This is a genomic window from Streptomyces klenkii, from assembly GCF_003626645.1.
Lineage (GTDB): Bacteria > Actinomycetota > Actinomycetes > Streptomycetales > Streptomycetaceae > Streptomyces > Streptomyces klenkii.
Genome location: NZ_RBAM01000026.1, coordinates 30,832 through 48,797, shown reverse-complemented (window position 1 = coordinate 48,797; position 17,966 = coordinate 30,832). Strand labels below are relative to the sequence as shown.

Sequence of the window (17,966 nt, the reverse complement as noted above, 5' to 3'; positions counted from 1 at the left end):
TCCTTTGTACTCACCCTCTCGGGCTTTCCTCCGGGCGCTTCCCTTCGTTGTTTCCAACCTTACCAGATCCGTTTTCCGGCCCGTTTCCGGTCCGAATTCCGTTTCCGGCCCCCTGTTGGAGCGGGGTTTCGCCTTTCAGCTTTCACTTTCCGGCGGTGATTCCGACTTTATCAGACGCTTTCCGGCCGAGCTAATCGGCTTTCTGCTTTCCGATAAGGAATCGAGGTGCCCGGGGCGAATCTCGTTCGCCACCAGAGCGCTATAGACACTACCCGTTGCTAGGGAGCCTGTCCAGCTCACCCGGCAACCGTTCGAATCTACCTCCCCACGCCTCCTGTGTCAACAGTTCTTGTGGGGCGAAGAGGACAGTACCAGGCTGACCAGGTCCTCCGCACATCGAGTCACCGGCCTGACCCCTCAGTGAACGTCGACGGCGGGCTGTCCAGCTCTTCCAGCTCGATGCCGGGTGCCGACAGGACCACGTCGCCGGCCAGGTTCACCGTGTGCTGCTCGCCGGTCTCCAGGTCGCTGACCTGGTACTCGTCCACTTGGAGCGGGCCGTTGTCAGTGGCGTGTGCTGTCCTGCTGACCAGAGCCCACGACTGGTCGAGGGTCCGGGGGGCGAGGACGGGGGTGGTGAAGCCGACCAGCCGGATGCGCGTGGCGCCCGCGCCGGGTGTCAGGCGCAGTGCGCGGGCCAGGGCGACATAGAAGGCGGGGGACGCGCCGGTGAAGGCGCGCGCCTCGGGGACATTGCCCTCCGTGGCGTGCTCGCCGGTCGGGTCCGTGCGAACCCAGGTCACCCCGTCGAGGGCCGCGCCGCGCACCTGCCAGTCCGCGGCCTGGAGCTGGAGGCGGATGGGGCGGCCCAGGTCGTCGAGAGTGAGGTCGACGGAGCCGGCCTGGTCGCCGGCGGGAGTGGTGAGCTGCGAGACGTAGCGCCAGCCGGAGGGGCCGGTGGCGCAGTGGAAGTGCTCTTCACCGAGGGGGGTGTGGTCGTGCGGGTCATGGAGCGAGTAGCGGCCGCGGGGCATGGTGGGGTCCTCGACAGAACGGGGACAGGCCCCTGCCTTCCCGGCAGGGGCCTGCTACCGACTGCTGTTCGTGTTGCTTTGCGTCTTGCTGGACGTACTGATCTTGCTGGTCGTGCTGCGTCGGTATCAGTAGCGGTAGTGGTCCGGCTTGTACGGGCCCTCCACCGGGACACCAATGTAGGCGGCCTGCTCCGGGCGGAGCGTGGTCAGCTTGACGCCGAGCGCGTCCAAGTGGAGGCGGGCCACCTTCTCGTCCAGCTGCTTCGGCAGGACGTAGACGTCCGTCGGGTAGGACTCCGGCTTCGTGAACAGCTCGATCTGGGCCAGCGTCTGGTCCGCGAACGAGTTGGACATCACGAACGACGGGTGGCCGGTCGCGTTGCCGAGGTTCAGCAGGCGGCCCTCGGACAGCACGATCAGGACCTTGCCGTCCGCGAAGGTCCAGGTGTGGACCTGCGGCTTGACCTCGTCCTTCACGATGCCGGGGATCTTCGCCAGGCCGGCCATGTCGATCTCGTTGTCGAAGTGGCCGATGTTGCCGACGATGGCCTGGTGCTTCATCTTGGCCATGTCCGCGGCCATGATGATGTCCTTGTTGCCCGTCGTGGTGACGAAGATGTCGGCGGTCTCGACGACATCGTCCAGGGTGGTGACCTGGTATCCGTCCATCGCCGCCTGGAGGGCGTTGATCGGGTCGATCTCGGTGACGATGACCCGGGCGCCCTGGCCGCGGAGCGACTCGGCGCAGCCCTTGCCCACGTCGCCGTAGCCGCAGACGACGGCGACCTTGCCGCCGATCAGGACGTCCGTGGCGCGGTTGATGCCGTCGATCAGGGAGTGGCGGCAGCCGTACTTGTTGTCGAACTTCGACTTCGTCACCGCGTCGTTCACGTTGATCGCGGGGAAGAGGAGCGTGCCGTCGCGCTGCATCTCGTAGAGACGGTGGACGCCGGTCGTGGTCTCCTCGGTGACGCCGCGGATCTCGGACGCCAGCTGGGTCCACTTCTGGGGGCTCTCCCCCAGCGTGCGGTTCAGCAGGGTGAGGATCTGGGCGAACTCCTCGCTGTCCGCGGTCGACGGGTCCGGGGCGCTGCCGGCCTTCTCGAACTCGACGCCCTTGTGAACCAGGAGGGTGGCGTCACCGCCGTCGTCCAGGATCATGTTCGGGCCGCCGGTGGCGGTGTTCGGCCAGGTCAGGGCCTGCTCCGTGCACCACCAGTACTCCTCCAGGGTCTCGCCCTTCCAGGCGAAGACCGGCACGCCCTGCGGGTTCTCCGGGGTGCCGTTCGGGCCGACCGCGATGGCGGCGGCGGCGTGGTCCTGGGTGGAGAAGATGTTGCAGGACGCCCAGCGGACCTGCGCGCCGAGCGCCACGAGGGTCTCGATCAGGACGGCCGTCTGGACCGTCATGTGCAGCGAGCCGGTGATGCGCGCACCCGCCAGCGGCTGCGTCTCCGCGTACTCCTTGCGGATCGACATCAGGCCGGGCATCTCGTGCTCGGCCAGCGTGATCTCCTTGCGGCCGAAGGCCGCCAGCGAGAGGTCCGCGACCTTGAAGTCCTGGCCGGGGGAAGTGGTGGTCATACGGGCTGCTCCTCTGTGAAGGGCGAGCGAGGGTGGACACGGCCGTGCATGCGGTCGGGCTGCCTGAGCAGCTGGACACACTGGACGCACCGGTGCCCCGACCGCAGCGCAGTCCGTCGGAGGCCCTCTCTCCCTCGGCCGGTCCGTCGTGCGGGCCGCCCGACCGCCATCAGCAGCGACGTCTGGCTCGTCCACGAATCTACACCGGGGTGCCGGTCGAACCCCAGCCCCACTGGCGCCCGATCCGCCGGAACGTCAGATTCCGTCGAACTCCGGGCTGCTGACACCGGAACGTCCTTGTTTCCTGTGCAGGTCAGGTGTTGCAGGATGCGATCAGCGCGAGGATGCGGCACGCCGCCGCGAGCGATCCGTTGTGAGGAGACCCACGTGGCCAGTCCAGCCAGTGCAACCGGTCCCGCCGGGAAGAGCGGCGGGGAGGGACGGGACGGGCAGGACGGAGGGGGCGGTCAGGGGCGCAGACTGCTCGCGGTGACCGCCTGCCCGACCGGGATCGCGCACACGTACATGGCGGCGGAGAAGCTGGCCCAGGCCGCGCAGGAGCTCGGCTATGCGATGAAGGTCGAGACGCAGGGGTCGATCGGGGCGGAGAACGTGCTGTCCGACCGCGAGGTCGCGGAGGCCGACGGCATCATCGTCGCCGCCGACAAGGATGTCGACCTCAGCCGCTTCGCCGGGAAGCGGGTGCTGTCCGTCGCGGTCGCCGAGGGCATCCACCATCCGGAGCGGCTGATCCGGGACGTTCTCGACGCGCCGGTGCACCGCGGCTCGGGAGCGGGGGCCGGCGGCGGAGGCGGCGCCGATCTGTTCGGCGGTGCGGGCGGCGCCGGCGGGAAGGAGCGCGGATCCGTCTACAAGGCGCTGATGAACGGCGTCTCGTACATGATCCCGTTCGTGGTGGTCGGCGGTCTGCTGATCGCCGTGTCGCTCGCCCTCGGCGGGCGCACCACGCCGCAGGGCATCGTCTTCGACAGTTCCTTCTGGCAGTCCGTCAACGACATCGGCGTCATCGGCTTCACGCTGATGATCCCCGTCCTCTCCGGCTACATCGCCTACGCGATCGGGGACCGGCCGGCTCTAGTGCCGGGCATGGTGGGCGGCTGGGTCGCGAGCCATGGGGAGTTGTACGACAGCAAGGCGGGTGCGGGGTTCATCGGGGCGATCGCCACGGGGTTCCTGGCCGGCTACCTGGTGTTGTGGATCAAGAAGGTCAGGGTGCCGGACTTCGTCCGGCCGATCATGCCGGTCATCGTGATCCCGGTCGTGGCCACGACGTCGCTCGGGCTGTTCTTCGTCTACGTCATCGGCCGGCCGATCGCCTGGGTCTTCGAGCACCTCACCAGTTGGCTGGGCGGCCTGACGGGGACGAGTGCCGCTCTGCTCGGTGTGGTGCTCGGGCTGATGATCTCCTTCGACATGGGCGGGCCGGTCAACAAGACGGCGTTCCTCTTCGGCGCGGGGCTGGTCTCGAAGAACCCGGAGATCATGGGCATGTGCGCGGCCGCGATTCCGGTGCCGCCGCTCGGGCAGGGGCTCGCGACGCTGCTGCGGCGGGGGCTGTTCAGCGCGCAGGAGCGGGAGACGGGGCTGGCGGCGCTGTTCATGGGGTGCTTCGGCATCACCGAGGGCGCGATCCCGTTCGCCGCGGCGCGGCCGGCGCGGGTCATTCCGGCGAACATGGCCGGCGGCGCGGTGGCCGGGGCGGTGGCCGGGCTGGCGGCGGTGCAGGACAACGTGCCGCACGGGGGGCCTGTGGTGGCGGCGCTGGGGGCGGTCGGCGGGGTGCCGATGTTCTTCGTCGCGATCGCGATCGGGACGGTGGTGACGGCTCTGACGACCGTCACGTTGATGACGGTCGGGACCGCCGGGAGGGTCGGGAAGGGGGCGTCCGTAGCGCCGGCTCCCGTGGTGCCGAGTCCAGTCGTGCCGGCTCCTGGCGCAGGGGAAGCAGCGACCGGGTCCGCGTCCGCCGGGTCCGCGCTCTCCGGCCATCTCACCGCCCGGACCGTACGGCCGCAGCTCGCCTCGCGGGAGAAGGATGCGGCGATCCGGGAGATGGCCGGGCTGCTGGCGGCGAGCGGTGCGGTGACCGATGTGGACGGTCTGGTCGCGGCGGCACTCGCACGGGAGGAGCTGGGGACGACCGGCCTCGGGGAGGAGATCGCGATCCCGCACGCGAAGACGGACGCGGTGTCGGCGCCGGTCGTGGGCTTCGCCCGGTCGGACGAGGGGATCGAGTGGGGTGCGCTCGACGGGACGAGGGCCCGGTTGATCTTCATGATCGCGGTGCCGAGTGCTGCCGCGGGCGACGAGCACCTCCGGATCCTGGCGATGCTGTCGCGGAAGCTGATGGACCCGGAGTTCCGGGAGCGGCTGCTCTCGGCGGAGAGCGAGGCGGACGCGCTGGTGGACGTCCTGCGGGAGGTGCAGTGACCGGGCGGGCGGGGCCCGGGGAAGCGGCGCGCCGCGTCGCCTCCGTACGCCCGCCCGCTCCGTACGCCCGCCCGCCCGCTCGTCCGTCCGTCAGTGGCGGGCCGGGCCGCCCGGGGTCGCTGCCGGGTCTTCGCCTGCCGCGGCGGCTTCCTCGCGGTAGACGTCCGGTTCCAGGTAGATGACGCGGGCGATCGGGACCGCCTCGCGGATCCTGGCCTCGGCCGCGTCGATCGCGTCGGCGATCTCCCTCGCCGTGTCGTCGTGCTGGACGGCGATCTTCGCGGCGACCAGGAGCTCCTCGGGGCCCAGGTGGAGGGTGCGCATGTGGATGACGCGGGTGACCGTCTCGCCGTCGACGGCCGCGGCACGGATCTTCGCGACCTGTTCGGGGCCGGCGGCCTCGCCGAGCAGCAGGGACTTGGTCTCCGAGGCGAGGACGAGGGCGATCAGGACGAGCAGGGCGCCGATGCAGAGGGTGCCGATGCCGTCCCAGAGGCCGTCGCCCGTGGCGATGGAGAGGCCGACGCCGGCCAGGGCGAGGACGAGGCCGACGAGGGCGCCGAGGTCCTCTAGGAGCACGACGGGCAGTTCGGGCGCCTTGGCGGTGCGGACGAACTGGCCCCAGGACTGCTCGCCGCGCAGTTCGTCGGACTCCTTGACCGCCGTGCGGAAGGAGAAGCCCTCCGCGACGACGGCGAAGACGAGGACGCCGACGGGCCAGTACCAGTTGTCGAGCGCGTGCGGTTCCTTGATCTTCTCGTAGCCCTCGTAGAGCGCGAAGACGCCGCCGATGGTGAAGAGGACGATCGAGACGAGGAACCCGTAGATGTAGCGCTCGCGGCCGTAGCCGAAGGGGTGTTCCTCGCTGGCCTTGCGCTGGGCCTTCTTGCCGCCGAGCAGGAGCAGCGCCTGGTTGCCGGAGTCGGCGACCGAGTGCACTCCTTCGGCGAGCATCGACGACGAGCCGCTGAACGCGAACGCGACGAACTTCGCCACGGCGATGGCCATGTTGGCGCCGAGCGCGGCGACGATGGCCTTGGTTCCGCCTGTTGCACTCATCTGTGCGGGATATCCCTTCCGCCTGCGCTTCCTCTACGGCGGGCCATTGTTGCAGCCGCCGGGCGGGCGGGGGCTCAGACGGCGACCGTGGCGCGGAAGACCCGGGCGTCGTCACCGGCGAGCGCGACGGGCTCGGTTGCCCGTACGAAGGCGGACTCGCCTCGGCTGAGGCGCAGCTCCTCGCCGCTGTCCGTCCTGCGGAGGACGGCGGTGCCGGAGGTGCACAGGAGGATCTGCGGGGTGCCGGTGGGCAGGGTGGCCTCGGCGCCGGGCGCGAGGTCGAAGCGGGAGAGGCGGAACTCCTCGACGGGGGTGCCGTAGACCTCCTCGCCGCCGGCGTCGGCCTCCGGGCGCAGGACGGCGGGGGCGGTGCTCTCGAAGCGGACGACGCGCAGGAGTTCGGGGATGTCGATGTGCTTGGGCGTCAGGCCGCAGCGCAGCACGTTGTCCGAGTTCGCCATGATTTCGACGCCGAGGCCGTCGAGGTAGGCGTGCGGGACGCCGGCGCCCAGGTAGAGGGCTTCGCCGGGCTGGAGGCGCACGTGGTTGAGGAGCAGGGCGGCGATGACGCCGTGGTCGCCGGGATAGTGCCGGGCGAGGGAGGCGCAGGCGGCGTACACGTCGCGGTGCGGGCCTTCCTGCGCGGCGAGGCGCTCGGCGGCGGCGGCCGTCTCGGCGACGGTGCGGGCCATGTCCTCGTGGTCGGCGCCGAGGACGGCGGTGAGGACCTCGCGCAGGGCGTCCGCCTCCGGCTTGGCGTGCAGGAGGTCGGCGTACGGCTGGAGGGAGTCGACGTCGAGCGCGGCGAGGACGGCGGCGGTCTCGTCGGGGGCGCGGAAGCCGCACAGGCCCTCGAAGTGGGTGAGGGCGCAGAGGAGTTCGGGCTTGTGGTTGGTGTCCTTGTAGTTGCGGTGGGAGGCGTCGCGGGGGACGCCGGCGGCCTCCTCCGCGGCGTGGCCCGCTTCGGCCCGGGAGAGGTCGGGGTGGACCTGGAGGGAGAGCGGGGACGCCGCCGCGAGGATTTTGAACAGGAAGGGCAGCCGGGGGCCGAAGCGTTCCACGGCCCGGGGGCCGAGCTCGCCCTCGGGGTCGGCGGCGATGACCTCGGAGAGGGAGCGCAGCTGTGCTCCGTCGCCGTCCCGCGCCACGCGGGAGGGTGCGCCGGGGTGGGCGCCCATCCACAGTTCTGCCTGCGGCTCGCCGGTGGGGGCGGCGCCCAGCAGCTCGGGGATCGCGGTGACGGAGCCCCAGGCGTAGGGGCGCACGGTGTTGACGAGGCGGTCCATGGGGGCGGTTTCCTGACTGTTGCGTGCGTGCGTACGGCGTTGTCGGCGTCGCCTGCGCGACGGCGTCGGTGCGTCTACGGGGCGGCGTCCCGGTCTGCGTCTACGTCTACGGGGTCGAGGCGAGGGCCAGGTAGACGGCAGCGAAATCCGTGATGGCCAGCAGTTCGGCGGCGGTCTGAAGGGGGCTGTCGGCGTCCGTGGGCTCCAGCTCGCTGACGGGGGTCTCGCGCTGGAGGGCGAGTTCGCGGGCGGCGGGGGCGGGCGAGGCGACGTCCAGCTCCTGTTCGCGGAGGAGGACGACGCGGGCGTGCAGGGTCTCCGGCTCCTCCACGCGGTCGCGGAAGAAGTCCTCGGGGTCGGCGCCGGCGGCGAAGTCGCCCGAGAGGAGGGTGCCGTGGGCGGTCAGGGCCTCGGGGAGCTCGGCGGCGAGGGCCGGGCGGCCGGCGAGGGCGGCGAGGACCGTCGCGAAGTGCCGGCCGGCCGCGGCGGCCAGGGGCCCCTCCGTCCAGATCAGGGGGACGGTGTCGGCCAGTTCGGCCGCGAGGGTCTTGGCGGGGTTGCTGTACGTGGCGATGGCCGGTCCGCAGCGCTCGGCGACCTGGTCGAGGCGGTCGGCGAGGGCCTCGACCTCGGACGGGTCGGCCGCGAGCAGCCCTATGCGGTCGGCGAGGACGAGCAGGGGCGTGAGCAGGGACCACATGAGGCCCGGGCCGATGGGCAGTGCGGGGCGCTCGCCCGGCGGCTGGTCCTCGCCGCCTTCCGCGCCGCCGGCCGCGGCGGGCTCGCCGGCTTCGCGGGCCTCGCTCGGCGACGTCGTCAGCGGGACCGCGAGGCCGCGGGCCTGTGCGGTGGCGTCGGCCAGGGGAGAGCCGGCGGGGGTGACGCAGACGACGGAGCAGCCCCGGCGGTACGCCTGCTCCAGGAGGATCGCGAGGCCGGGTTCCGTACCGTCCGGGCTGGCGACGAGCAGCAGGTCGAGGGGGCCGGTCCAGCCGGGGAGCGCCCAGCGCAGGGCGCCGGGGGCGGGGGCCACGCCGGTCGGGCGGATCAGGGAGACGGGGGCGCTGCCCCCGGCGAGTGCGGTGAGCAGGTCCGCCGTGCAGCCGGCGGCCGGGCCCGGCCCGGCGACCAGCACCGCGCGGGGGCGGCCGTCCGGGCGGAGCGCGGTGACGCCGGCCTCCGCCGCGTTGCGGGCGGCCGTGCGGACCCGGGCGCCCGCCTCGGCGGCGCCGCGCAGGAGGCCGTGGAGATCGGCACGGGACAGGGCGTCGGGATCATCGAGGAGTGACTCGTCGAACACCGTGGATCAGCCTCCGGGTCGCCGTCGTGTACGCCGTGGTGTACGCCGTGCGGTGTGCCCTCCCGGCGGGTCGGGGCCGGGTCGGGCGGATCGGGCGGGCCGGTGTCAGGCCGGGCGCCGGGCCTCGTCCACGAGCAGGACGGGGATGCCGTCCCGGACGGGGTAGGCCAGGCCGCAGCCGTCGCCCTCGCACACCAGCTCGGGGGACTCCTCGGAGGCGGACTCGTCGCGGAGGGGCGCGTGACACGCCGGGCAGGCGAGGATCTCCAGGAGACCGGCTTCGAGCGGCATGGGGGTTCCCTTCGGGATGTACGTCTCTGTCCGGCCAGCGTACCCTCGCGCTCCGCCGGGGGGAGCGCGGCATGCGGTGTCGCGACGGCCCGGGGCCGTCGCTCCGGGGTCCGGGGACTCCCCTCCCGCGCGGCGGATCCTGCGGCCGGGGCCGCCGTGTCTTCTGCCGGCCGGCGGCGCCGTGGGAACGGCACCGCCGGAAAGGTCGAGTTCGCGCACTCGCCGTTGCGGCGGAATGGGGGGCCGGGCCTGCGCCCACGGCCTGGGGACAGCAACCACGGCTCCGGGGCCGGCGTTCCTCCCCCCGCCGCCGCGGCGATCAGCCACGACGACGCGGGGCGGCGGTGCCGAACCGGGCCGAGGCGTGGACGGCACCGCCGGAAGGGTCGAGTTCGCTTGTTCGCCGTTGCGGCGGAATGGGGGGGCCGGGCCTGCGCCCGTAACCAGAGGCCGACATCCGGCCCCCGCCGGGGCGGGGACGGCACCGCCGGGAAGGCCGGATTCGCGTGCGCGCCGTTGCGGCGGACTCGGTGGCCCGGGACCCGCAGCGGCGGCGGCGCCGTACCAGCCTCGCGACCTCGTCCGCTCCCCGCCCGGAGGGCCCTACGCGCGGACGATCGCCAAGACCTCGTCCCGTACGCGCTCCACCGTCTCCGTGTCCCTCGCCTCGACGTTCAGGCGGAGGAGGGGTTCCGTGTTGGAGGCGCGGAGGTTGAACCACCAGTCGGGGGTGGTGACGGTGAGGCCGTCGAGGTCGTCCAGCTCCGCGCCCGGCGCGTTCTCGTACGCGGCGCGGACGGCGGCCGTCCGCCCCGCCTGGTCGGCGACGGTGCTGTTGATCTCGCCGGAGCCGGCGTACCGGTCGTACTCGGCGACGAGCTCGGACAGCGGGCCGCTCTGCCCGCCGAGCGCGGCGAGGACGTGCATGGCGGCGAGCATGCCCGTGTCGGCGTTCCAGAAGTCGCGGAAGTAGTAGTGCGCGGAGTGCTCGCCGCCGAAGATGGCGCCGGTGGTGGCCATCTCCTGCTTGATGAAGGAGTGGCCCACGCGCGTGCGCACGGGCGTGCCGCCGCACTCCTTGACGACCTCCGGCACGGACCACGAGGTGATCAGGTTGTGGATGACCGTGCCGCCGGGGTGCTTGGCGAGCTCGCGCGCCGCGACGAGCGCGGTGATCGCGGACGGCGAGACGGGGTCGCCGTTGCCGTCGATGACGAAGCAGCGGTCGGCGTCGCCGTCGAAGGCCAGGCCGAGGTCGGCGCCGACCTCGCGGACGCGCGCCTGGAGGTCGACGAGGTTCTTCGGGTCGAGGGGGTTGGCCTCGTGGTTGGGGAAGGTGCCGTCGAGCTCGAAGTACATGGCGTCGAGGTCGAGGGGCAGGCCGGCGAAGACGGTGGGCACGGTGTGCCCGCCCATGCCGTTGCCGGCGTCGACGACGACCTTGAGGCGGCGGATGCCGCTGAGGTCGACGAGGGAGCGCAGGTGGGCCGCGTAGTCCTCCAGGACGTCGCGGCGGGTGACGGTGCCGGGGGCGGCCGCGGGCTCGGGGGCGCCGTTTTCGAGCCAGCCCTCGACGAGGGCGCGGATCTCGGCGAGGCCGGTGTCCTGGCCGACGGGGGCGGCGCCGGCCCGGCACATCTTGATGCCGTTGTACTGCGCGGGGTTGTGGCTGGCCGTGAACATCGCGCCGGGCAGGCCGAGCTGACCGCTCGCGAAGTAGAGCTGGTCGGTGGAGCAGAGGCCGATCTCGGTGACATCGACGCCGCGGGCGGCGGCACCGCGGGCGAAGGCGCCCGAAAGACCGGGCGACGACGGCCTCATGTCATGGCCGACCACGACGGCGGTCGCACCGGTCACTTCGGCGAAGGCGGCGCCGAAGAGCTCCGCCATGGGCTCGTCCCACTGGTCCGGGACCACACCGCGTACGTCGTACGCCTTCACGATCTGCGACAGATCAGCCACAGCCAACGCCTTCCTGGTCCGGTACGGGAAGACACAACCTACCGGGAGCAAGTGACAGGACGGGGCCGGGGCGGCCGGGCGCAGCGCCGGCGTCGGCACCGACGCCGGGCGCGGTGTCAGTTGTCGGGCGAGCGCAGGACCCTGAGGTGGCCTCGGCGGGCGACCTCCATGGGATCGGCCTCGCGGCCGGTCGTGCCCGGCGGGGGGCCGGGCTGGACGGCGCGCTCCTGCGGACGGGCCGCCTCACGCACGGCGTTGGCGAGCGCTTCGAGGTCGTCGCCGCTGGGGCGGGCGGGGCCGCTGTCGAGGGCGAGCCGGACGACGTCCCAGCCGCGGGGCGCGGTCAGGCGCTCGGAGTGCTCGGCGCACAGGTCGTAGCAGTGGGGTTCGGCGTAGGTGGCGAGCGGTCCGAGGACGGCGGTCGAGTCGGCATAGACGTACGTCAGCGTCGCGACGGCCGGGCGGCCGCACGCGGTGCGCGAACAGCGACGTACAGGGCTCACGAGGTTGGACGGTACCGCACTCTTGAGCGGGCCGCGACGACTCACCCCCGGCTCACCCCTCCGTGTCGTCCTGGTTCGTCCTGTGGACGCCTGCTTCTCCCCACCCCGCTGACCTGCGCGGGGCCGGTGAACAGGGTCTCACCAGGGGCGGGTGCGCACACCGCCGCCCCCTCCCCGGAACCGCGCAAGCAGACCGGACGGTCCGGTATCTGACCATAATTGATCACAGGGCTGGCCGGAATGTTCATCAGGCGACATTCCCGGGATGCGCGACAGCCACGTGCGACGGGGCGGCCGACAGATACCCTCAAGAGTGATGGACAACCGCGTACCTCCTCCGGCCACCACCGGGGGTGTCCCCAGCTACTCCGGGCCGCGCCCCCGGCACCGCGACCGCCATGGACGCGGCATGCGCGGGCCGATCGCGCCGCCCCAAGTGCCGCTGTCGGTCAGCCGCGGCGAGGCGTTCGTCGACCTGGTGCACGACTCCGCGGAGCGGCTGGAGCGGCGCTGGCCGCAGCTCGCCTCCGTCGAGTTCGTGATCCGTGAAGTGCCGGTCGCCAGGAGTGACGCCGGGGGCGCGCTGAGCGACCCCGACGGGCTGGACGCCTTCGACTTCGACGGCGAGTCCGTGCCCCTCGGCCGCTATGTGGCCGCCCACGGCGACGCCCCGGACCGCATCGTGATCTACCGCCGCCCGGTGGAAATCCGCGCCAAGGGCCGCGAGGAGCGCGCCCTGCTGGTGCACGAGGTGGTGGTCGAGCAGGTCGCCGAACTCCTCGGGCTCGCCCCGGAATCGGTCGACCCCCGCTACGGCCAGGACTGAGCCCCCGGGCCGCCCGGGGGGTGCTGCCGCGCGTGACGGCGGCGGCGCCGCTCAGCGGTTGAGCATCGACAGGTCCTGCTCCGCCTCCGGCACCTTCACCGACGAACGGTCGTCCGCCAGCGGCTGGATCGTGAACATGGGGACTCCGTCCTTGGGCAGCGCCAGCATCCGCGAGGCGTGCACCGGCCCGCCGGAGACCTTCTCCACGGTCACCGCGAACGACCCCTTGGCGCCCGGCGGCTGGGGCGGCTCCACGGTCAGGGTGGTGCCGGGCTTCACCGTGTACGTCTTCTCCGCCGGCTCGCCGCCCTCGCTGCCCGCCGAGGAGGCGACCTTGACCTGCGCCGCCTCCTTGCCGGGCGCGACCAGTGCGAGCGTGCTGCCCTTGGGGCGGTTGTCCGCCACCGTGGCCCGCGCGCCGAGCTGCTGCACGGCGGGGATGAACGCCGTCTCCTGCTTGTCGTCCTTGCCGCGGGTGACGCGCAGTGCGGCGACGACCGGCGCGCTCCTGCCGTCCGCCGTGAGCAGCAGCGAGCCCGCCTCGCCCTTGGCGACGTCCCCCAGGTCGACGGCGGCGGTCATGCCGCTGCGGACATGCAGGGTCTCGTGCCCGGCCGGGGTGATCGTGCCGTTCGGGCCGGCGAAGCGCACCTTGAGGTCGGCGTCGTCCGAGCCGGGGGCGAAGACGACGAGCCGTACGGACGTCGCGTCGCCCGGGATGCCCGGCAGGACGGCGTCGGCGGCCGGTTCGGCGGAGGCCGGCAGCCAGTCGCCGCCCTTTTTGTCGTCGGCCGTCTGGAGGCCCGCCCCCACGCGGCCCGAGCGGGCCGCCACGTGCACCGTGACGTCTTCCGTGGGCGCGTCCGCCAGGGAGGACAGCAGCACCGGGACGGTGGAGCGCGGCGGGACGGTGACGCCCTCCCCGGCCCCGGACTTGATGCGGCCGTCCTTGCCGTAGAGCTCCAGGTCGACGACGGCCGCCGTGCTGTCGGGGTTGGTCAGGTGGACGTAGTCCTGGCGGCCCTTGGCGGTGCTCGCGCCCGGGAACCAGAACGAGGTGTCGGGCGCCGTACACGTCAGCCCGTGCAGCCCGCGGCCGCTGCCGGCCGCGACCACGGTGGTCTGCTGGACGGTCCAGCCGGGGGCGAGCGCCCCGTCGGCGCTGCCGATGAGGGCGGGGGCGTCGGAGCGGCCGGTGGTGGCCGTGGCGGGCTTGCCGGGCTCCTTCAGGGACAGCACCGAAGTGCCCGCGGGAACGGGGCCCTTGCTCTCTTTGTTCTCCTTGCTGCCCTTATTTCCCTTCTTGTCCTGCTTGTTGCTGTCGTCCTTCTTGTCGCTGCTTGCCGCCGACAGCAGCTCGGCCGTGCCCTTCTTCGCGCCCTTCGCCCCGCCGACGGGAGTGAAGGCGGTGTACGCCGTCTCCCCCACGTCCGACGAAGTCGGGGCCGGGCAGAGGGCCATGGAGCGCTGGACGGGCAGCAGGGCGGGCGCCTTCGCGGCCGTACGGGCAGCGCTGCCGCCGCTGCCGGCGCCGGACGGCACGGTGACGGCGGCCACGCCGCCCAGGGCCGCGAGAGCGGCGGTCGCGGCGAACAGGGACAGGGTGGTGCGCTTCACTGCTGCTCGCTCCCGTCGCGGTGGTGCCGGTCACCGCCGCCGTACGTCGTGTCGTGTGCTCCGCCGTAGGTGTACGGGTCGTACGGCGCGGTCTGCCCGTTCGCGTACGGCTCCGCCGAGTACTGGCCCTGACCCTGGTACGGGACCTGCTGCTGTGCGCCGCCGTAGGCGGCGTCGTACGTGCCCCCGTGGTCCGCCTGGTAGTGCTGCTGTTCACCGTACGAGCCGTAGGGCACCTCCTGCCCGTACTGCTGCCCCTGCGGGTGCCCTTGCTGCTGCCCCTGGTGCTGTTCCTGCTGACCGTACGGATCGGAGTGAGGAGTTGCGTAGGACTCGGCGTAGGGATCGGCGTACGCGTCGGCATAGGAGGCCGCGTACGGGTCGGCGTAGGAGTCGGCGACAGGCTCGGCGGGAGGGGCTTCCGGCACGGGGGCGGCGTCCGGCCGGGCGGCGTCCGCAGCCGCCCGCAGCCTGCGCGCGCGGCGGCCCTCGCCGGCGACAGCCTGGGCCGGTACGGAGGCGGGCGCGGCGACGGCCGCGGGTGCGCTCTCCTCCTCCGGCAGGTCGTCGTCCACCTGGCGCTTGCGCCCGGGAAGAGCGAGCACCACGAGGACGGCCGCGAGGAGGCCCTGCGCCCACAGCCAGGTGCTGTGCGTGGCGGGCGCCTTGTACGTGAGCGCCAGCTTGCCGCCCCCGGCGGGCAGTTCGAAGCCCTGCGCCCAGCCGTCGACGGTGGTGCGCTTGAGGGAGCGTCCGTCGAGCGTGGCCTGCCAGCCGGGGTCCGCCTTGTCGGCGATCCGCAGGACCCGTCCCTCGGGGCCCGCGGGGAGCTTCGCGCGGGACTCGACGGGCCCGGCGGCGACCGGCACGGGGGCGGACTGCTCACCGCCGCCCTTGCCGCTCCCCTGTGCCCCGCCGGCGACGACAGTGATGCGTGCGACCTCGCGGTCCACGCGCCACAGGGAGGCGTGGTCCTGGCGGCTGAGCCGCGTCAGGCCGGTGGTGGTGTCCAGGGCGCGGCCCATGGCCGGGGGGGCGCTGTCGCGGACGAGGACGTAGCCGACGGCGTAGTCGGCGAGGAGGCCGGCCTGGTCGGCGCCGGAGCCCGCGACGAGGCCCGCGACGACGGAGTCGAGCTTCGGGTCGGCCCCGGCGGCCGCGGCCGCCTCGGCGTCGCCGAGGCGGGCGCCGGAGCCCCGGACGAGCGCGTAAGTGACGCGGCCGTCGCGGCCGTCGAGCACCAGGGTGCGGGCCTGGTCGCGGGTGGCCGCCTCCTCGGCCACGAAGGCGGGCACCTGCGCGTCGCTGCGCCGCTGGAGCGGGCCGTCCGCGCCACCGGCCGCCCAGCCCACGGCCGCGACCAAGGGGGCGGCGGCCGCGGCAACGGCGATGAGCACCGCCACGGGCTGCCGCCAGCCGAAGCTGAGAGCGGCCACGCGCGCCCGCGCGCCTTCCGCTCCGACGGCCGCGGCGGCGATGAGGGCGAGCCCGTAGAGGAGGGTGGCCGGTCCGGCCCAGGCCGAGCCGGCGGAGAGGACGGCGGCCGCGAGGGCCGCGAGCGCGGTCGCCCAGGCGCCGCGGACGGCGAGCTGCCGGTCGGCGCGCAGCAGGGCGGCGAGCGCGGCCAGGACGACGCCCGCGAGCAGTGCGCCGCCGACGGTCTTCGCGCCGCCGGGGTCGGCGGTGAGCAGGTACAGCGGGGAGGACGAGCCGGTGACCGCCTGGTCGAGGCCGGCCTCGGTCAGGAAGCGGCCCGGGTGCGCGAACAGGCCCAGGGACCAGGGGGCCAGGACGGCGACGGGAGTCAGGACGACGGCGAGGAAGCGCGGGCCGTGGAGCACCAGCCGCGGGCGCCCGCCCTGGGCGCCGTGGAAGGCCAGGGCGGCCAGGCCCAGGACGACGGCGAGCGGCCACACCACCGGGGTGAAGGCGGTGGTGACAGTGAGCAGGAGGGCGTACGCCCAGGACGCGCGCCAGGTGGGGCGGGCGCCCGGGACGCGCAGGCCGGCCGCGGCGACGGCGGTGCGCGCCATGAGCGGCAGCAGGACGGCCAGGACGGCGGTGCCGAGGCGGCCCGCGGCGAGGGCGCCGGTCGCGGCGGGCAGGAAGGCGTAGGCGACGGCGGCCCAGGCGCGCAGGGGGCGCGAGGAGACCAGGGGGCGGGAGGCGAAGTAGGCGCTGAGCCCGGCCAGGGGCACCGAGCAGACGAGCAGCAGGGTGAGGGTGAAGCCCGTGGAGCCGAGGAAGAGCGTCGAGAGGGTGGCGAGGACCGCCAGGTAGGGCGGTGCGCTTCCGGTACTGCCCACACCGACGGGGTGCCAGGCGTCCGTGTACTGCGACCACAGGGCCGCGGCGCCGTCGGGGGCGGGCAGGAGGGCGCCGCCCGAGAGGCCGCCGGTGCCGAAGAGCTCGCGGCAGGCGACGACGGAGACGAGCAGCAGGAGGGCGAAGAGGACGGGGGCGGGCTTGCGGAAGACGCGCTTGAGGCGGGCGAACTGCTCGATCTCCAGGAAGTCGGCGTCCTCGCCGGTCGGCCCGGACTCGACGGCGCCGTGGCGCCCGCCGGCGGAGGGTCCGTCGTCCCGGCGGCCGCCGACGCTGCTCGCCAGTTGCTCGGCGGTGGCCCGGAGGGTGGCTCCGGCCGGCGGGAACAGCGGTCTCAGTTCGCCGGGTGCGACGGCGGGTGCGCCGCGCTTCGTCCGGGCGGCGCGGATGCGGCCGGGCCGCAGGAGGACGCGGAAGAGGCCGGTGAGCTCGTCCAGGGCCTGCGCGGGGGCCTTGCCCAGGAGGTAGCCGGCGGTCCGCAGGAGGGTGCTGAGGACGAGCCGCAGCAGCACGTAGGCGAGGGCCGGGCCGCGGGTGTTGGCCAGGAGGGTGTGTACGGCGCCGGCCTTGTCGACGCGGTGCGGGTTGACCGGGCGGCGGCCGGCGCAGTCGACGGGGCGGCGTTCGCGGGCGGCGGCCTCGGCGTGCCGCAGGACGGCGTCGGGGGCGACGAGGACGCGGTGGCCGGCGGCGTGGGCGCGCCAGCACAGGTCGACGTCGTCGCGCATGAGGGGCAGCCGGGGGTCGAAGCCGCCGAGCTGTTCGAAGACGTCGCGGCGGACGAGCATGCCGGCGGTGGAGACGGACAGCACGGTGCGGATCTGGTCGTGCTGGCCCTGGTCCTGCTCGCGGCGGTCGAGGCCGGTCCAGCGGCGGCCGCTGCGGGCGATGGAGACGCCGGCCTCCAGGAGCTGGCGGCGGTCGTACCAGCCGCGCAGCTTGGGGCCGATGACGGCGGCGCCGGGCTCGGAGTCGGCGACGCGCAGGAGTTCGTGGAGGGCGCCGGGCTCGGGCGCGCAGTCGTCGTGCAGGAGCCACAGCCACTGGACGGGTTCGAGGTCGGCGTCGCCGTGGCGGCGGCCGTCGCCGGGCTGGTCGTAGCCGTCCTCGCGCCAGGAGCGGCTGACGGGGTCCCAGCCGCTGGAGCGCTTGAGGTAGGGCAGGTCCTCGGGGTCGGGCGCGGGGACGGCGCGCAGGGCCTCGTCGACGGCGGTGCCGAAGCCGGCGCGGCGGGCGAGGTGCAGGACGCGGTCCGGGCCGAGGGCGTCGGCGAGGAGCTGGGCCGAGTCGTCGGTGCTGCCGGTGTCGGCGCCGACGGCGCTCTGCACGGGCCGCTCCTGGCCGAGCAGGCCGGACAGGGCGTCGGGGAGCCAGCGGGCGCCGTCGTGGCTGACGATCACGGCGGTGACGACGTGGCGCGGGAAGGCCGGCGGGACGGCCGGGTCGAACGCGGGCAGGCGGTTGGGGGCGGCGGCCGGGGCCGCCATATTCGAGTGCGCCGCATTGCTGTGCACGGACATCGGGGTACGGGCCCTCCGGCCGGGGTCCGGGGCGGGCCCCGGATGACTGCTGTGCTGGACTGCGCCTTGCCGCGGGTGCGCCCGTCGGGGCGGCGGTGCGTCTCGGACGGGCCACCACACTAATGGCTGCGCACACAGCGGTCCGCCTCGCGCCGGTGGGGCGGCGGGCGGACCGGACGTCCCGTACGCGGTGCGTACGTCATGGGGT

At 73.7% G+C, this 17,966-nt stretch carries 12 protein-coding genes; 2 read left to right on the top strand and 10 right to left on the bottom strand.

Annotated features, from left to right (window positions below):
- Positions 1-401: 401 nt before the first annotated feature.
- A complete protein-coding gene (locus tag D7231_RS32585; protein ID WP_120759604.1) occupies positions 402-1,034 on the bottom strand; it encodes a hypothetical protein in 633 nt (210 codons plus the stop codon).
- 126 nt (positions 1,035-1,160) lie between these two features.
- Positions 1,161-2,618: an adenosylhomocysteinase gene (gene ahcY / locus D7231_RS32580; protein WP_120759602.1), complete on the bottom strand. Its 1,458-nt coding sequence runs from the start codon at positions 2,616-2,618 to the stop codon at positions 1,161-1,163.
- Positions 2,619-3,107: 489 nt separating this feature from the next.
- Between ahcY and D7231_RS32575 the strand changes: the two genes are divergently transcribed.
- Complete coding sequence (locus D7231_RS32575) at positions 3,108-5,069, top strand: fructose-specific PTS transporter subunit EIIC (RefSeq protein WP_277875669.1); 1,962 nt, start codon at positions 3,108-3,110, stop codon at positions 5,067-5,069.
- A 90-nt stretch (positions 5,070-5,159) separates the two neighbouring features.
- Here D7231_RS32575 and D7231_RS32570 read toward each other — a convergent pair whose 3' ends face one another.
- The 6 genes from D7231_RS32570 to D7231_RS32545 all read right to left on the bottom strand — a co-directional run bounded on the left by D7231_RS32570 (position 5,160) and on the right by D7231_RS32545 (position 11,515).
- A complete protein-coding gene (locus D7231_RS32570) occupies positions 5,160-6,128 on the bottom strand; it encodes a cation diffusion facilitator family transporter (protein ID WP_120759598.1) in 969 nt (322 codons plus the stop codon).
- Between the two features lie 74 nt (positions 6,129-6,202).
- Positions 6,203-7,414 carry a mannose-6-phosphate isomerase, class I gene (manA, locus tag D7231_RS32565; RefSeq protein ID WP_120759596.1) on the bottom strand — a complete coding sequence of 404 codons (1,212 nt, stop codon included), beginning with the start codon at positions 7,412-7,414 and terminating at the stop codon, positions 6,203-6,205.
- Between the two features lie 106 nt (positions 7,415-7,520).
- A complete protein-coding gene (locus D7231_RS32560; protein ID WP_120759593.1) occupies positions 7,521-8,714 on the bottom strand; it encodes an SIS domain-containing protein in 1,194 nt (397 codons plus the stop codon).
- A 105-nt stretch (positions 8,715-8,819) separates the two neighbouring features.
- A complete protein-coding gene (locus D7231_RS32555; RefSeq protein ID WP_106677533.1) occupies positions 8,820-9,005 on the bottom strand; it encodes a Trm112 family protein in 186 nt (61 codons plus the stop codon).
- Positions 9,006-9,608: 603 nt separating this feature from the next.
- A complete protein-coding gene (locus D7231_RS32550; RefSeq protein ID WP_120759591.1) occupies positions 9,609-10,967 on the bottom strand; it encodes a phosphomannomutase/phosphoglucomutase in 1,359 nt (452 codons plus the stop codon).
- Between the two features lie 116 nt (positions 10,968-11,083).
- Positions 11,084-11,515, bottom strand: a complete 432-nt coding sequence (locus tag D7231_RS32545) for a DUF3499 domain-containing protein (protein WP_120759589.1) — start codon at positions 11,513-11,515, stop codon at positions 11,084-11,086.
- A gap of 271 nt (positions 11,516-11,786) precedes the next feature.
- On the opposite strand from D7231_RS32545, the gene D7231_RS32540 reads away from it, so the two are divergent.
- Positions 11,787-12,296, top strand: coding sequence for a metallopeptidase family protein (locus D7231_RS32540; RefSeq protein ID WP_194959909.1), 510 nt, complete (start codon positions 11,787-11,789; stop codon positions 12,294-12,296).
- Positions 12,297-12,347: 51 nt separating this feature from the next.
- Here D7231_RS32540 and D7231_RS32535 read toward each other — a convergent pair whose 3' ends face one another.
- Together D7231_RS32535 and D7231_RS32530 are read right to left on the bottom strand one after the other, a co-directional pair.
- Positions 12,348-13,913: a DUF5719 family protein gene (locus tag D7231_RS32535; protein ID WP_120759585.1), complete on the bottom strand. Its 1,566-nt coding sequence runs from the start codon at positions 13,911-13,913 to the stop codon at positions 12,348-12,350.
- Positions 13,910-17,758, bottom strand: coding sequence for a glycosyltransferase family 2 protein (locus tag D7231_RS32530; RefSeq protein WP_120759583.1), 3,849 nt, complete (start codon positions 17,756-17,758; stop codon positions 13,910-13,912). Before D7231_RS32530 ends, D7231_RS32535 begins: the two co-directional genes overlap by 4 nt.
- Between the last annotated feature and the right edge of the window lie 208 nt (positions 17,759-17,966).

What these genes read in the sequence shown, in the direction of transcription:
- D7231_RS32585 (WP_120759604.1), bottom strand. Translation starts at nt 1,034, where the DNA reads ATGCCCCGCGGCCGCTACTCGCTCCATGACCCGCACGACCACACCCCC.
- ahcY (WP_120759602.1), bottom strand. Translation starts at nt 2,618, where the DNA reads ATGACCACCACTTCCCCCGGCCAGGACTTCAAGGTCGCGGACCTCTCG.
- D7231_RS32570 (WP_120759598.1), bottom strand. Translation starts at nt 6,128, where the DNA reads ATGAGTGCAACAGGCGGAACCAAGGCCATCGTCGCCGCGCTCGGCGCC.
- manA (WP_120759596.1), bottom strand. Translation starts at nt 7,414, where the DNA reads ATGGACCGCCTCGTCAACACCGTGCGCCCCTACGCCTGGGGCTCCGTC.
- D7231_RS32555 (WP_106677533.1), bottom strand. Translation starts at nt 9,005, where the DNA reads ATGCCGCTCGAAGCCGGTCTCCTGGAGATCCTCGCCTGCCCGGCGTGT.
- D7231_RS32540 (WP_194959909.1), top strand. Translation starts at nt 11,787, where the DNA reads ATGGACAACCGCGTACCTCCTCCGGCCACCACCGGGGGTGTCCCCAGC.
- D7231_RS32530 (WP_120759583.1), bottom strand. Translation starts at nt 17,758, where the DNA reads ATGTCCGTGCACAGCAATGCGGCGCACTCGAATATGGCGGCCCCGGCC.